This is a genomic window from Rhodoblastus acidophilus, from assembly GCF_009720655.1.
Taxonomy (GTDB): Bacteria; Pseudomonadota; Alphaproteobacteria; order Rhizobiales; family Beijerinckiaceae; genus Rhodoblastus; species Rhodoblastus acidophilus_A.
On the sequence record NZ_WNKS01000009.1, the window covers coordinates 87,131 to 102,229 of the forward strand.

At 63.9% G+C, this 15,099-nt stretch carries 14 protein-coding genes and 1 tRNA gene; 12 read left to right on the plus strand and 3 right to left on the minus strand.

The features are described from left to right. Window positions 1–336 precede the first annotated feature (336 nt). Window positions 337–960 carry a hypothetical protein gene (locus tag GJ654_RS11690; protein WP_155446343.1) on the plus strand — a complete coding sequence of 208 codons (624 nt, stop codon included), beginning with the start codon at window positions 337–339 and terminating at the stop codon, window positions 958–960. 62 nt (window positions 961–1,022) lie between these two features. On the opposite strand, the gene GJ654_RS11695 is transcribed toward GJ654_RS11690, so the two are convergent. Further along, window positions 1,023–1,502, minus strand: a complete 480-nt coding sequence (locus tag GJ654_RS11695; RefSeq protein ID WP_155446344.1) for an Hsp20 family protein — start codon at window positions 1,500–1,502, stop codon at window positions 1,023–1,025. Window positions 1,503–1,667: 165 nt separating this feature from the next. On the opposite strand from GJ654_RS11695, the gene GJ654_RS11700 reads away from it, so the two are divergent. Next, on the plus strand, window positions 1,668–2,639 hold the full coding sequence (locus tag GJ654_RS11700) for an alpha/beta fold hydrolase (RefSeq protein WP_155446345.1): 972 nt from the start codon (window positions 1,668–1,670) through the stop codon (window positions 2,637–2,639). Between the two features lie 192 nt (window positions 2,640–2,831). On the opposite strand, the gene GJ654_RS11705 is transcribed toward GJ654_RS11700, so the two are convergent. After that, window positions 2,832–2,921: transfer RNA gene (locus tag GJ654_RS11705), tRNA-Ser, on the minus strand. Between the two features lie 90 nt (window positions 2,922–3,011). Between GJ654_RS11705 and GJ654_RS11710 the strand changes: the two genes are divergently transcribed. The 8 genes from GJ654_RS11710 to GJ654_RS11740 all read left to right on the plus strand — a co-directional run bounded on the left by GJ654_RS11710 (window position 3,012) and on the right by GJ654_RS11740 (window position 10,891). Beyond that, window positions 3,012–3,629 (plus strand): DUF4424 family protein, encoded by a 618-nt coding sequence (locus tag GJ654_RS11710; RefSeq protein ID WP_155446346.1) that lies wholly within the window; start codon window positions 3,012–3,014, stop codon window positions 3,627–3,629. A 127-nt stretch (window positions 3,630–3,756) separates the two neighbouring features. Further along, window positions 3,757–4,527, plus strand: a complete 771-nt coding sequence (rfbF, locus tag GJ654_RS11715; RefSeq protein ID WP_155446347.1) for a glucose-1-phosphate cytidylyltransferase — start codon at window positions 3,757–3,759, stop codon at window positions 4,525–4,527. Beyond that, window positions 4,524–5,636: a CDP-glucose 4,6-dehydratase gene (rfbG, locus tag GJ654_RS11720; protein ID WP_264586199.1), complete on the plus strand. Its 1,113-nt coding sequence runs from the start codon at window positions 4,524–4,526 to the stop codon at window positions 5,634–5,636. The genes rfbF and rfbG overlap by 4 nt, the downstream gene beginning before the upstream one ends. Then, entirely contained in the window at window positions 5,614–6,966 is a 1,353-nt protein-coding gene (rfbH, locus tag GJ654_RS11725; protein WP_155446349.1) for a lipopolysaccharide biosynthesis protein RfbH, read from the plus strand. The genes rfbG and rfbH overlap by 23 nt, the downstream gene beginning before the upstream one ends. A gap of 95 nt (window positions 6,967–7,061) precedes the next feature. Then, on the plus strand, window positions 7,062–8,609 hold the full coding sequence (locus GJ654_RS20800; protein WP_196305528.1) for a hypothetical protein: 1,548 nt from the start codon (window positions 7,062–7,064) through the stop codon (window positions 8,607–8,609). Beyond that, complete coding sequence (locus GJ654_RS20805; protein ID WP_196305529.1) at window positions 8,606–9,052, plus strand: GtrA family protein; 447 nt, start codon at window positions 8,606–8,608, stop codon at window positions 9,050–9,052. Before GJ654_RS20800 ends, GJ654_RS20805 begins: the two co-directional genes overlap by 4 nt. Further along, complete coding sequence (locus GJ654_RS11735) at window positions 9,045–10,088, plus strand: class I SAM-dependent methyltransferase (RefSeq protein WP_196305530.1); 1,044 nt, start codon at window positions 9,045–9,047, stop codon at window positions 10,086–10,088. Before GJ654_RS20805 ends, GJ654_RS11735 begins: the two co-directional genes overlap by 8 nt. A gap of 41 nt (window positions 10,089–10,129) precedes the next feature. Beyond that, on the plus strand, window positions 10,130–10,891 hold the full coding sequence (locus GJ654_RS11740; protein WP_155446351.1) for a TylF/MycF/NovP-related O-methyltransferase: 762 nt from the start codon (window positions 10,130–10,132) through the stop codon (window positions 10,889–10,891). 32 nt (window positions 10,892–10,923) lie between these two features. Here GJ654_RS11740 and GJ654_RS11745 read toward each other — a convergent pair whose 3' ends face one another. Continuing rightward, window positions 10,924–11,859, minus strand: coding sequence for a glycosyltransferase family 2 protein (locus GJ654_RS11745; protein ID WP_155446352.1), 936 nt, complete (start codon window positions 11,857–11,859; stop codon window positions 10,924–10,926). A gap of 271 nt (window positions 11,860–12,130) precedes the next feature. Between GJ654_RS11745 and GJ654_RS11750 the strand changes: the two genes are divergently transcribed. Next, entirely contained in the window at window positions 12,131–13,255 is a 1,125-nt protein-coding gene (locus tag GJ654_RS11750) for an N-acetylneuraminate synthase family protein (RefSeq protein ID WP_210350827.1), read from the plus strand. Window positions 13,256–13,271: 16 nt separating this feature from the next. Further along, window positions 13,272–15,098, plus strand: a complete 1,827-nt coding sequence (locus tag GJ654_RS11755; protein ID WP_155446353.1) for a thiamine pyrophosphate-binding protein — start codon at window positions 13,272–13,274, stop codon at window positions 15,096–15,098. Window position 15,099 lies beyond the last annotated feature (1 nt).

The following is a 15,099-nucleotide window of genomic DNA, read 5'->3' on the forward strand; positions in this document are numbered from 1 at the left end:
CGACATTGCGCGAAAAATCCAGACCCTGCTGCTTGTTCATGCCTGTTCATCCTGCCCGTTGCTGCGGCCAATTCCGTTTCGACGCCCCGACGGCGTCAAGCCTCTCCGGCGTCGCAGATCGCCGAATGGTCAGTAAGGCTGTCCTATTTGGCGGCGCGCGACCATGCCAGAATTGCTATGCCCATACAAGACGCACGGGCAAGATTCCATCGCGAATTTCACGTCCCGCGGCGTCGCTGCTTCACGCGCAAGGCTCGCGGCAGGAAAGCGCTCTAGCTTGCGCCGCATGTGGTTTTCATCCGCTGGCGATTTCGGCGGACTTTCGAGAGGGACACTATGTCGCGCTTTGCGCCTATGTGGATCGGGGCGCTGCTCCTCGCCGTCAGCCTCGCGCCCGCGCGGGCGCAGTCCTTGTACGATCCGTGGGGGGGCTATGGCAAATTCTTCTTCAGCCCGCCGGACCCGCCGCCGCCGGTGATTCCCATCCCTCCCGAGACGGTGCGCGAGGTCCTGCGCCGCGAGGGGGTGCACATGATCGGGTCGCCGCGCCTGCGCGGCGACAACATCATCGCCATGGGGCGCGACGGCTCCGGCGCGGTGCGCAAATACACGCTGGACGCCCCAACCGGCGGCCTCTTGACGATCGTCCTGGTGCGCGCCGCGCCCGTTCGCCCGCCGCCGCCCGTCAACCCGAGGCTCCCCCCGCGTCGCCCCCTTGGGCCCCCGGTCCATCCGGGCGGCCGCCTGGACGCCGATCATCTGTCAATGGCGCCGCCGCCCCCGCCTCCGCCCGACGAGGTGATGCCTCCGCAGCCGCCCAGGCCGCCGCCGCCGCCTCCGCCGCCGCCCGTTGATATGGACGTGGAGCCGTTGGTCGTCGCGCCTGACGCCGCGCTCAGCCCGATCCGGCCGCTGAGAAGGCCGCCGGGCGCGCCGCCGGTCGAGGCTCCGCTAAAGTAGAGGGCAAAAAAGCGGGCGCGAAAAAAACCCTTTTCGCGCCCGCCCGTCCTCGCTTGAAGGAATTACGCCGCCTTGGAATCCATGGCGCGCGGTCCGGAGTCGGTTGCGCGTGGCGCGGCCTTGCCGATCGGAATCTGGCGCGGGCGCTGAGCCTCGGGAATCTCGCGGACCAGATCGACGTGGAGCAGGCCGTTTTCCAGCCGCGCGCCCGTGACCTGGACGTGGTCGGCGAGCTGGAAGCGGCGCTCGAAGGCGCGGCCGGCGATGCCCTGATAAAGCAGTTCGCGGGCTTCGTTCTCGGGCTGGGCCTCCTTGGCGCCTTTGATCGTCAGCGCGTTCTCGCGCGATTCAATGGAAAGTTCGGTCTCGCCAAAACCCGCCACCGCAAGGGTCAGGCGGTAGGCGTTCTCGCCGGTGCGCTCGATATTGTAAGGCGGGTAGGCCGCAGGCGTCTCGGCGCCGACGCTTTGGTCGAGCAGCGAGAACAGCCGGTCGAAGCCGATGGTGGAGCGGTAGAGCGGAGACAGGTCGAAAGTGCGCATGTCATATCCTCCATTGAGCGACATGGTGTGCCAAACTCCAGCCGGGCCAGCCTTGCGGCCTGACCGGGGCGCGTCCGTTGTGGCCCGCGCAGTTTCGATTTGGGCGCCCGAAACGGCTTTTCAAGAGTTCTGCGCGCGCTATGGTCAAAAAAAGGATTCGCGCCGATGGAATTGATCGACACGCCCGCAAACCCCTGTCCACCCGGCGCCAGCCTCGTGGGGGTGAAGGCGCGAGACGGCGTCGTCCTGCGCGCCGCCTACTGGCGCCCCGAACGCGCGCCACGCGGAACGGTGGTGATCGCGCAGGGCCGCTCGGAATTCATCGAGAAATATTTCGAGGTGATCGGCGAGCTTCTGGCGCGCGACTATTTTGTCGTCGCCTTCGACTGGCGCGGGCAGGGGCTGTCGCCGCGCCTGCTGCGCAATTCCGCCAAGGGGCATGTGCGCCGCTCCACCGATTACCGCCTCGATCTCGAGGCGCTGATCGAGCAGGTCCTCACCCCCGACGCGCCCAAACCCTGGTTCGCGCTGGCGCATTCCATGGGCGCGGCGATCCTGCTCGATTTCATCGCGGCGGGCGAAAACAGCTCGCCGTTCGCGCGCGTCGTCGCCACCGCGCCGATGCTGGCGCTGCGGGGTTTCGCCGCTTCGGATTACGCGCGCGCGCTGGCTGGCCTGATGATCGGCTGCGGCCTGTCGCGCATGTTCGTGCCTGGCGGCGGGCGCGCCAGCCATTTCGACAGGCCGTTCGCCAACAACATCCTCACCACCGACCGCCTGCGGTTCGAGCGCTCGGCCCGGATGATCTCCGCCTTTCCCGCCCTGCGCATCGGCGAACCGACGGTCGGATGGGTTCACGCGGCCTACCGGATCATGGACCGGCTGGCGCGGCCCGGCGTCGCGGAGCATATCAAAATTCCGCTGCTGATGGTGGCGGCGGGCGACGAAAAGCTCGTGTCCACCCCGGCGGCGGAGGCTTTTGCGCGCAGGCTCAAGAACGCCGGTTGCCTGGTGTTGCCCGGCGCCCGCCACGAAATCATGATGGAGCGGCCGGACATTAGGGCGAAATTCTGGGCGGCGTTCGACGCCTTCGTGCCGGGCGAGCAATTTTTGCGCGCAACGGAAGCGCAAAGCTGACGCCCGGCGTTCATCGGGCGCCTTTTCGGGATCAGGCGAGGGCGCGGCCGGCCGCGGCGCCTCGGATGCCGTCTTGGAGTTCGGGTGGTCCGGGTGTCGGGCGATCCGCTGAGAGCGCGACGGTCATGCCGCTCAAGCACCTTGGAGATGGCGGGCAGGAAAGTGGCGGCGCAGCACAAAATCAAAGGCTTATGGCGGAGGGAGCGGGATTCGAACCCGCGATACGGTTTCCCGTATACACACTTTCCAGGCGTGCGCCTTCAACCACTCGGCCACCCCTCCTGACGCCGCGCATCGCAGAGTCGGCGCCTTTATAGCCGCATCGCGCGCCAAAGCAAGGCGTGCCGACGCGATTTCAACGATGCCGCACAATTGAAATTCACGGCGCGGCTTCGACGCTTTGCCCAGCTGAACGCAACAGACCCCGCGGTGCGGGAAAAACTGAGGGAAGCCGGCCTCATCGTGGAATCCGGAACGTCCGCCGATGGAACGCCGCTGTTTTTCCCGACCTGGTCGGTGAGAACCGGTTTCAAAGGCAAGTTGCTGATGGCGCCGGGACAGAAGGTCGACCTCCAGCTGAGCTACCAGCCGAGTCTCGGCTCGAGCCCTGACAGCGTGCTGCGCAAGGCCTTGCGCGACAAACCGGAACTCGCTCAGGAGGTGGCGAAGCGCCGCGCGGATTACTGCGTCGATCCCCCGTTCCTCGGAGGCGTCGCGAAGATGTCCGGCGACGACGAAGCCAACAGCTCCGGCGTCAAGGAAACCCGCATCCATGTCCGCCTGGCGCGAGGTGGAATTGGACCGGCGCATGAATACCGGCTCGTCGTCGACAAGGGCGCGGAGACGCGTCTCGTCTTATTTTGCGCCAACAATCTCAAATCCGTGACGAAAACGCGATTTGAGACCCGCGCGCAAGATTTTACCCCGACCGACGATTTGAGGATCCTGTTGATCGACGGCAAGCCGAAGCCGAGCGCGCCCTCTCGCTGAGCGCCCGCATCCAGGAACGCTTGCGCGCGTGGGCGCAAACGTCGCAACAGCCTTAACCGATCCTTTACGCGGCGTCAGTCATGCTGGTCTCGGAACAACAGCCCCTGCTTGCCGCGAGTTTGATTCAATGAAAGTGGTGATCCTGACCGGCGGGTTGGGCACGAGGCTCGCCGAGGAGACGGCGATTCGTCCAAAGCCGATGGTCGAAATCGGCGGACGCCCCGTCCTCTGGCACATCATGAAGATTTATTCCGCGCACGGGTTCAACGAATTCGTGATCTGCCTGGGATACAAGGGCTATTACATCAAAGAGTTCTTCTCGAACTATTTTTTGCACATGTCGGACGTCACCTTCGACATGCGCGCCAACAAGATGGAAGTGCATCGGGAGATGGCCGAACCCTGGCGCGTCACCCTGATCGACACCGGCGAGCAGACGATGACGGGCGGGCGCATCAAACGCATCCGCGACTATGTCGCCGCCGACGACGTTTTTGCGCTGACCTACGGCGATGGCGTTGGAAACATCGACCTCACGGCGCAGCTCGCTTTTCATCGCGCGCATGGAAAGCTCGCCACGGTGACGGCGGTGCGACCCGCCAAACGGTTTGGGACCCTGCTTCTCGACGGCGACCGCGTCACCGCCTTCACCGAAAAGCCCGATGACGAGGGCGGCTGGATCAGCGGCGGCTTCTTCATGCTGTCGCCAAAAGTCTGCGACCTGATCGAGGGCGACGACACCGTGTGGGAGCGCGAGCCGATGAACCGGCTGACGGCGCAAGGGCAGTTGCAGGCCTTTGTCCACCCCGGCTTCTGGGCGCCGATGGACACGTTGCGCGACAAGGTTTTTCTCGAGGATCATTGGGCGAGCGGCGCCGCGCCATGGAGAGTGTGGTGATCGATTCCAGTTTTTGGCGCCGGCGGCGCGTTTTTGTCACGGGCCACACGGGGTTCAAGGGCGCATGGCTGTCGCTGATGCTGGCGCGGCTGAATGCGGAGACCACGGGTTACGCTTTGGCGCCGCCGACACATCCGTCTCTGTTCGAACTGCTGTCGGTCGGCGACACGCTTGAGGACGTGCGCGGCGACATCAACGATTTTGAATCCTTGCGCCGGGCCATGGTCGCCGCCGATCCGGAAATCGTCATCCACATGGCCGCGCAGCCCCTGGTCAAACAGGGTTACGCCGATCCGGTGTCGACGTTCCAGACCAATGTGATGGGCTGCGTGCATGTGCTGGAAGCCGCGCGCGCCTGCACGAGTTTGAAGGCGCTGGTGAACGTCACCACCGACAAGTGCTACGACAATCGCGACTGGATTTGGGGCTATCGCGAGACCGACCGGCTCGGCGGCCGCGATCCCTATTCCAACAGCAAGGCCTGCGCCGAGCTGGTCACGGCGTCCTATCGCGCCTCCTTTTTTGCGCGCGGCGCGACCATCGCCACGGCTCGCGCTGGCAATGTGATCGGGGGCGGGGATTTCGCCGCCGACCGCATCCTTCCCGACGCCGTGCGCGCGTTTCGGGCCGGGCGTCCGGTGGAGGTGCGCGCGCCCAAATCGGTGCGGCCGTGGCAGCATGTGCTGGAGCCGCTGTCCGGCTATCTCATGCTCGCCGAGCAGGCCGCGCGCCATGGCGAAAAATTTAGCGACGGCTGGAATTTCGGCCCGGGCGCCGAGAGCGAGCAGGATGTCGAGGCTCTGCTCACCCGCTTCATGGCCGCCTGGGGGCCGGAGGCGACCTGGCTGCCGGATCGCGCCGCGCATCCGCACGAAGCCGGCCTGTTGCGGCTCGACGCCAGCAAGGCCCGCGAAAAACTCGGCTGGAAGCCGCTGCTGACGTTTGACGAGACGGTGGAATGGACGGCGCTCTGGTATCGCGCCCACGCCGATGGCGCGAACATGCGCGCGCAAACTTTTGAGCAGATCGACGCCTATCTCGGTCAGCGCGTGCGGCTGACCTCACCCTTTGATGCGCGGGACGAACATGAAGCCCAAAGAATCGCCTGAAGCCGAAGTTTTGCGCGCGCAAATTCTCGAGCTCGTCGGGCGCTACCACGACCTCGCCCATCGCCAGCCGGATTTTGCGCCGGGGGCGAGCGTCCCGGTTTCGGGGCGCGTCTATGGCGCGCAGGAAATGCAGTCTTTGGTCGATTCCGCGCTGGACTTTTGGCTGACCACCGGGCGCTTCAACGAGGATTTCGAGAAGAAACTCGCGGCGCGGATTGGGGTTCGCTCCGCGCTCACGGTCAACTCCGGCTCGTCGGCGAACCTTGTCGCTTTTTCGGCGCTGACCTCGCCGCGCCTGAAGGACCGTCAGATCAAGCCGGGCGACGAAGTCATCACCTGCGCCACCGGATTTCCGACCACGGTCAATCCCGCGATTTTGTGGGGCGCCGTTCCCGTCTTCGTCGACGTCGACATTCCCACCTACAACATCGACGTCGCCGCGCTCGAAGCCGCCATCGGCCCAAAAACCAAGGCGGTGATGGTGGCGCATACGCTTGGAAATCCGTTCGACGTCAAGGCGATCAAGGCTTTGTGCGACAAGCATGGGCTGTGGTTGATCGAGGATTGCTGCGACGCGCTCGGCGCGACCGTGGACGGCAAACATGTCGGAACCTTCGGCGACATCGGCACGCTGAGCTTTTATCCGGCGCATCACATCACCATGGGCGAGGGTGGGGCGGTTTTTACGAACAACCCGCTTCTGGCGAAAATCATGGAGAGTTTTCGGGACTGGGGCCGCGATTGCTATTGCGCGCCCGGCAAGGACGCCACCTGCAACAAGCGCTATGGCTGGAAGTTGGGCGATCTGCCCCACGGCTACGACCACAAATATGTCTATTCGCATCTCGGCTTTAACTTGAAAATCACCGACATGCAGGCGGCCGTGGGCCTCGCGCAGCTCGACCGCCTCGACGATTTTATTGACGCCCGCCGCCGTAATTTTGATCGTCTGAAAGACGGTTTGCGCGCGCTAAACGATGTGTTGATCCTGCCTGAAGCGACCGAGGGAACGCAGGCCTCCTGGTTCGGCTTTCCGATCACGCTTCGCGAGAACGCGCCGGTGTCGCGCGATGCGCTGGTGCAGCATCTGAACGCGCAAAAGATTGGCACGCGGCTGCTGTTCGGCGGCAATCTCGTGCGCCAGCCCTACATGATCGGCCAGAACTTTCGCATCTCGGGCGCGCTGACCAATGCGGACGTTGTCGTCGACCGCACCTTTTGGATCGGCGTCTATCCGGGCCTCGCCGAGCCTCATATCGATCATGTTCTCGATGCGATGACGGAAAAGCTGCTCGAGCCCGCAAGGCGGATTTTTTCATGCGCTCAATAATGTTTGAGACATCTGATCGGACCGCGCGGCGTAGCCCGATCTCGGCGGAACAGGCAGGCGCTGGTGTCGGAAGCGCGCGGTTCACGAACCGCAGCTTGCTCGCCGTCGCGGCGCTGGTGTTTCTTGCGCCGAATCTCGTCTTCGCCCTGCAATTGAACATCGCGCCAGCCTTGCTGCTGGCGTGCGGCGTGCTGGGGGCGGCGGTGCTGACCCTCCGGCGCCCCGATGGGCCGACCGCCGTCCTGGACGCGCCGGTCGACACGCGCCTGCTGGCGATCTGCGCGGCTTTGGCCCTGGCCCTGTGCGTTCTTGGCGGCGAGGGACATTTTTTTTATTCCACGACCGACTGGCTGATCCGCGACGCGGTTCTGGCCGATCTGACGTCAAACCCGAGCACCGCGCCCGTGCAATCGACGCTCGATGGCGCGCATTATTTTCTGCGCGCGCCGCTGGGCATGTATTTTCTTCCGGCGTCTCTAGGCAAGCTGGCGGGACTGACCGGCGCGCATTACGCGCTGCTGGCGCAGAACAGCCTGCTGCTGGCGATCGTGCTCTATTTCGCGGGCGTGCTTGGGGGCGGGTGGCGCCTTGTGCTGCTGCTGATCGTCATCAACGGCATGGACATTCTGCCGGTGATCCTCACCAGCCCGTTTGCGTCGGGCGAGCCCGTCACCGGTGAACCGCTTTACAATTCGCTGCTGAAAATGCCGCGGTATGCGCTCGAGCATGACAATCTCGAATGGTGGAACGGGCTGCTCAATTACCCGAGCCATGTCTCGCATCTGTTCTGGGCGCCCAATCACGCCCTGCCGGGATTCTTCTTCGCCATTCTGTGCCTGCTGGCCGCGCTCGGGGAAATCGATCTTGCGGTGCTCGGCGTCTTCTTCGGGGCCTTGCTGCTCTGGTCGCCGCTGGCTGCGCTTCCCGCTGTGGCCATCCTTCCCTATTTCGCGTGGCGCGCAGGACTTCGCGGCTTGGCGAAGCCGCGCTTATGGGTCGGCGCCGTTTGCGCGCTGTGCTTCGCGCCCGTGGCGGTTTACCTGACGCTGACATCCTCTTCGATCCCGGCCCAGGCGGTGTATGTCGCGGAAGGTTTTGTTCTGTTCTATCTGGTCTTCCTGATCGTCAAGATTCCGCATGCTTTCGTGCTCGCATGGTTTCGGAAATCGATCGCGCCGGAAATGACAGGGTTATTGGCGGTTTCCGTTGCGGTCCTCGCGCTGCTGCCCTTCCTGAATTTCGGGCCGTCGAACGACGTGGTCATGCGTGGATCGGTCGCGCCGCTCTTCATTCTCTCCTTCGTTTTCGCCAAGTTCGCGATGGACCTGCCGCGAAAGAGCGCCGCGGGGAGACTCGTCCTCGTGATTGTCGGTCTCGGCCTCATCACGCCCTTGCGCGACATACAGCGCGCCTTGATCACGCCCTCCTACGCCATCAGCGCCTGCAACCTGATCACGGCGGCGCATCAACTGGGGCCCGGTCTGTCGACGAACTACCTGACGCCGGTCTCGAGCGCACCGCCTTGGCTGCTTCGCGCGCCCGGCGCCGACGCGCGCGTCGAGACCGTCGCCGTCGGCGCCCCGTGGTGCTGGCCCGGCCATCCGGCGCTGCGCTCGCCCAAGGTTGCGGAGGCGGGGCGATGACTCCTGCGCGAACCGCGAAGGAGAAGGCGATCGGATTGATCCGCCGTCTGGCGCAAGTGCGCGTGCTGCGGTTCCTGGTGGTTGGCGGGCTGAACACCGCCTTCGGCTATGGCCTGTATTATGCGCTGCTGCGGCTCAGCGGGTCGGCGATGTTCGCGTTGACGCTCGGCACGGTTCTCAACGTTCTCTTCAATTTCATGACCACGGGCGCGCTGGTGTTCCGCAGGATGGAAGGCCACAGGCTCGTCCGCTACCTTGGTGTCTACGTCCTGGTCTACCTTTACAACGCCGCCGGGCTCATCCTTCTCCTGGCGGTCAAGGTCGACCCTGCGCTGGCGGGGCTGTTGCTGCTGCCGGGCGCGGTGGTCTTATCCTATCTGCTCAACCGCTCCTTCGTCTTCAATGCGCGGCCTGGCGCCGGCCACGAGAAAACGCATGCATGAATTGCCGCTCTCCTGCGCCGCCTGCGGTTTTCCAGTTCCCGAGGTCGTTGTCATCGGCGGTCTGCGGCGGACCGCGTGCCCGTCGTGCCATCATTCGCAACGGATCGATGTCGAGCCGTTCGACTACCAGGGTTTCGCCATGGGCGGACCCGGGCGGACGCCTGAACGGCTCTCCGCGCAGGCGGGCTTTGTCACACCCCACCTCGCCGATGGCGCGCGCGCGCTGGAAATCGGCTGCGCCGCGGGCGACCTCGCCCAGGAGTTGAGGCGCCGAAAAACCTTCGCCCTTTATCACGGCGTCGAGTTTTCGCCGGCGCGGGACATGGCCGCGACGCGGATGGACCGGGTCTTCACCCGGCCGCTCCAGGACTTGCTGGCGTCGGGCGAGATCGAGGCGGGCGGCTATGATCTGGTGCTGTCCTCCCATTGCCTCGAACATTTGAGCGTTCCATCCGATGTGGTCGCGGCGATGGCGCAAGCGATGACGCCCGACGCGCTGCTGTTCCTGGAGACGCCCAATCGCAGCGGTCATGCGCGGCTGCCCTTCGACGACAACCGTTCGCACATCCATTTCTTCGGCGTGTCATCGCTCACCCGCCTGCTGGCGCGGCACGGCCTTGAGACCATCGCCGCGGAGACCGGCGCGCGGCACGATGCGCGCTATTCAGATTCCCTGCGCGTGCTGGCGCGGCGGCCCGCTCCCTTGCGCGCCGATCCGACGCTGCTTTCCAGCCATCCCCGACTCGCCGGCGTCGATCGTATCGTGGTCTGGGGCGCCGGCCGCATGGTCGAGGAGATGCTGGCCTATTATCTCGATCCCGCGCGCATCGCCTTCTTTGTCGACAAGGACGCGGCCAAGCAGGGTGGGGTTCGTCTGGGCGCGCCGGTGCGCGCGCCGGAAGCGCTGGAGGCGGGGGCGGACTGGACGGTGCTGATCAATTCGCTGGAGTTCGAGGCGCCGATCCGCGCCGAGATCGAGACGCGCTTCGGCGGACGCGTCGACCGCATCGTCGCCATAGCCGAACTGCTCGAGTGATTGCGCTCGGCTGCAATGTTCTCGTCTAAAAAGGTTTGGAAATGAGCATTCAACAGGGAATTTTCAACAACGCCCGCATCCTCGCATCCTCTTCCTTGCGGTGGGCGCTCAAGAAGATCATGGCTTCGCGCTATACTTTTGCTTTTCCGCAATCCTTTAGAATATACTCGCCATGGTACGAAGAAGAATTCCTTCGAAACACTTTTGAGCCCGTTTCGGGTCGCACTCTTCTCACCGAAGACAGGTGCTACATTCTGGAGCAATTCGTCCGCCAATGCGCCTTGCTTGAGGGCGATATGGCGGAATGTGGCGTCTACAAAGGGGGCGGCGCGCTGCTGATGGCGCGCGCCCTTCAGGCGGCGCGCGCCGGGGAAGGCCGCGCCCCCGGAGAGCTTTTTTTGTTCGATACATTCGAAGGGATGCCCGACACCTCGGGCGCCGATGCGAAGGTGCACGATGCCGGAGACTTCGGCGACACGTCCTTGGCTTCGGTGACGAGGCTCATGTCGCCGTTTCCTTTCGCCACCCTGCGCCCCGGCTTCATACCCGCCACCCTGGCTGGCCTGGAAGATCGCAAGTTTTCCTTCGTCCATATCGACGTGGATCTCTACAGATCGACGCTGGACTGTCTGGACTTCTTCTTTCCTCGGCTCGTCTCCGGCGGAATCATCCTGTTCGACGACTACGGGATGCGGATTTACGAGCAGGCGCAGAAGAAGGCCGTCGATGAGTTCTTCGCGTCAAGGTCCGTGAAGCCCATCAGCCTGACCAACGGCCAAACCTTTTTGATCAAGGCGCCATAGGCCTTGCGAATCGGGTTCCCGCCTGATCCGTCTCAGTCGAAGTTCACCCGCTCCTTCTCGACCACCAGCGGGAAGCGTCGCGCATATTGCAGGAGCACGCCGACATATTCGCCGAGCAGGCCCAGCGCGAGAAGTTGCACGGAGCCGAGCATGAACACGGCGATCAGGATCGGCGCGATGCCGAAGGGGATGCTGCTCCAGAACAGCACTTTTGCGACGAGATAGAGAAAGCCGAAGACAAAACTCAGGCAGGCCGCGACAAAACCCGTCACCGTCATCAGCCGCATCGGGGCCTTGGAAAAGGTGGTGATGCCCATCAGCGCGAAGTCGATGAGGTCGAACAGGCTGTGCTTGGACGACCCGTGCATGCGGTCGGGCTGATGATAGGTGACGACCTTGCGCTCGAAACCGATCTCCGGGACCAGGCCGCGAAAATACGGGTCCGGTTCGTAGAGCGTGCGCATGACGTCCATGACGCGTCGGTCGTAGAGGCCGTAGCCCATGTAGTTGGCGATCTGCTCGACCTTCGAAATCTTGCGGATCAGGCTGTAAAAAATTTTCCGGGCCAGGGCGATGGGCGGAGAACCGGCGCCGGCGTTCTCGCGGACCGCGACGACGATTTTGTAACCGTCCTCCCAGGCGCGAACCATTTCCGGGATAAGTGCGGGCGGCGTTTGCAGGTCGGCGACGACGGGGATGACGGCGTCGCCGTTCACCTCGAGCATGGCGTGGTGAGGCGAGCGCGCGGGGCCAAAATTGCGGGCGTTGACGATGATTTTGACGCGCTTGTCCCTGGCGGCGATCTCCTTGAGGATCGCCACGGTGCGATCCTGCGAGCAATTGTCGATGAAGACGTGCTCATAGGCGTAGCCCGGAAGCTCGCTCATGATTTTTCTGCAGGCTTCGTAGCATTCCGCGATGCCTGCCTCCTCGTTGTAGCAGGGCGTCACGAGGCTCAGGGTTTTCATCGGCTTCCTCTCCACGCCGCGCCGAACGCCGCTGGCGACGAGCCAAGACCTTGGGGCATCCACGGTAAACGCGGCGTTACATGGCGGCGTTCACCGTTTCGCCGCAAGCTTTGACGCAGCGGCAGAGACGAAAGGGATTCTTAACCTAAAGCTGGAAAGGTTCGTCGACGGAGACGGTTGGAAGGCGCACGCGCCAAATGCTTGACGAAGGCCGGTGATCGGCGTCGCCGGGCGACGTGTTCAGTAGTTGTGATTTCAATGGAGGCCCTGCGTGCGCGACGCAATTTTCACCGATCTCTTTGTCCTTGAACTCGCATCGAATCACTGGGGCAAGCTCGAGCGCGGACTGAAAATCGTTCAGGATTACGGCCGCGTCGTTCGGGCCAATGGCGTGCGCGCCGCCATGAAGCTGCAATTCCGCGACGTCGACAGTTTCATTCACAAGGATTTCCGCGACCGCGCCGATATCCGCTATGTCAAGAAGACGCTCGACACCCACATGCCCTGGGAAAGCTACCGCTGGCTGACGCAAGCCGTGCGCGACCATGACATGGTGGTGATGGCGACGCCTTTCGACGAGCGCTCGGTGGAGAAATGCGTCGAATATGGCGTCGAGATCATGAAAATCGCCAGCTCCGACATCAAGGACTGGCATCTGATCGGCAAGATCGCTGCGACCCGCAAACCCGTGATCATTTCCACCGGCGGCGCCTCGCTGGCGGAAATCGACGCCATCGTCGCCTATTTCAACGCCCGCGAAATTCCGCTCGCCATCAACCATTGTGTTTCGCTCTATCCGAGCGAGGACGCCGACCTCGAACTCAACCAGATCGACTTCCTCATCAACCGCTATCCCGAAAACGAGATCGGCTTTTCCAGCCACGAATATCACGACTGGCAGGCGTCGATCCTGATGGCCTATGCCAAGGGCGCGCGCACGTTCGAGCGCCACGTCGACATCGACTACGACAATGTGCCGGTTTCCGCCTATTGCTCGCTGCCGCACCAGGTGGACGTCTGGTTCAAGGCGTTCAACAAGGCGAAGGAGATGTGCGGCGGCTCCGGCAAGGCCAAGCGCATGCCGCCGCAGCGCGAAATCGCCTATCTCGACGGTCTGGTGCGTGGCGTTTACGCCCGGCGCGAGCTGCCGGCTGGCCACGTGATCAGCGCCGGCGACGTCTATCTCGCCATTCCCTTGCAGCAGGGCCAATTGTCTTGCCGCGAACTCGCCCATGGCGACGTCCTGCGCGCCGCGGTCGCGGCCGATGGCGTGGTGCGCTTCGACAATGTTCTTGGCGCGCGCTCCGGCGACGAGGCCTTGCGCGCCATGATCGAGACGCGCGGCCTGCCCGCGGAGGCGCCACAGCCGCTGCTCAAGGTGGCGGCCGGCGGCTGACCGGGAGTTTTTTTGCATGATCCGTGTCGCCGACTATATCGCCGCCCGCCTTGTCGAGGGCGGGGTCAGCCATGCCTTTCTGGTGACCGGCGGCGGCGCCATGCACCTCAACGACGCTTTTACGCGACATCCGGGCCTGACCCCCGTCTGCTTCCATCATGAGCAGGCCTGCGCCATGGCCGCCGAGGGCTATTCCCGCGTGAGCGGGAAGCTCGCGCTGGTCAATGTCACCACCGGGCCCGGCGGCATCAACGCGCTCAACGGCGTTTTTGGCGCCTATACCGATTCCGTCGGCATGATCGTCGTCTCCGGTCAGGTCAAGCGCGAGACCCTGATGGCGAATTACGATCTCCCGCTGCGCCAGCTCGGCGACCAGGAGGTCGATATCGTTGCGATGGTTCGCCCTATCGTCAAGAATGTGGTCTGCCTGCAAAATCCCGAGGACGTGCGCTACGAGGTCGAAAAAGCCTTGTGGCTGGCTCAGAACGGTCGCCCCGGCCCGGTGTGGATCGATGTGCCCGTGGATGTGCAGGGGGCAAAGGTCGACCAAGATTTTTTGCGCGGCTTTGTGCCTGGGGAGGCCGATGTTCCTTCGGTCGAACAGGGTGCGCTGAAGGGCGAGGCGTTGCGCGCGGCGGCGCGCGAACTGATCGCGCGGCTGCGGGCTTCCGAGCGCCCCGTGTTGATGCCGGGAACCGGCGTGCGCGCGTCCGGCGCGTACGAACAATTTTTGCGCGTGGTCGAGCGGCTGGGCGTTCCCGTCGCCACCGCGTTCAACGCGCATGACCTGCTCGCCGACGATCACCCCTGCTACGCCGGCCGTCCCGGAACGGTCGGCGACCGCGCCGGCAATTTCGCGGTCCAAAATTCGGATTGTTTGCTGGTGCTCGGCTGCCGGCTCAACATTCGCCAGATCAGCTACAACTGGTCCGCCTTCGCGCGCTCGGCGTTCAAGGCGATGGTCGATATCGACAAGGCCGAACTCGCCAAGCCGACGCTCGAGATCGACGCGCCGATCCATGCCGACCTCGGCGATTTTTTCGAGGCGATGCTGGCCGAACTCGACGCCTACGCGCGCGCGCCGGCCCATGCGGCCTGGCTCGACTGGTGCGCCGAACGCGTCAAACGCTATCCGACCGTATTGCCCGAGTACCGGGAGCGGGAGACGCCGGTCAATCCTTACGTGTTCGCCCGCGACCTGTTCGAGCGGCTCGAGTCCGACGATGTCGTCGTCACCGCCAACGCCACGGCCTGCGTGGTCACGTTTCAGGCGGCGCGCATAAAGGCGGGTCAAAGACTGTTTTCGAATTCGGGCAGCGCCTCCATGGGCTATGACCTGCCCGCCGCCATCGGCGCGCATTATGCGACGGGCGGACGCGTCATCTGTCTCGCCGGCGACGGCAGCATCATGATGAACTTGCAGGAATTGCAGACGATTGTCGGCCAAAAGCTGCCGATCAAGATTTTTGTCCTGTCGAACGACGGCTATCATTCCATCGTCCAGACGCAGCGCGCCTTCTTCTCCGACAATATTTTCGGATGTGGGCCGGCGAACGGCGTCACTTTTCCGGATTTTTTGCGCGTCGCCTCGGCTTTCGGCATCGAGGCGCGCCGCTGCGCCGCGCACAAAAACCTCGACGCGACGATCCTCGCCACGCTGGACGGGGAGGGGCCGCAAATCTGCGAGATCAAGCTCAACCCGGCGCAGTCGTTTGCGCCGAAGTTGTCGTCGCGAAAACTCGAGGACGGTCGCATGGTCTCGGCGCCGCTCGAGGACATGGCGCCGTTCCTGTCGCGCGAGGAACTGGCCGAAAACATGATCGCCCCCATGCTGGAGGGCTGAC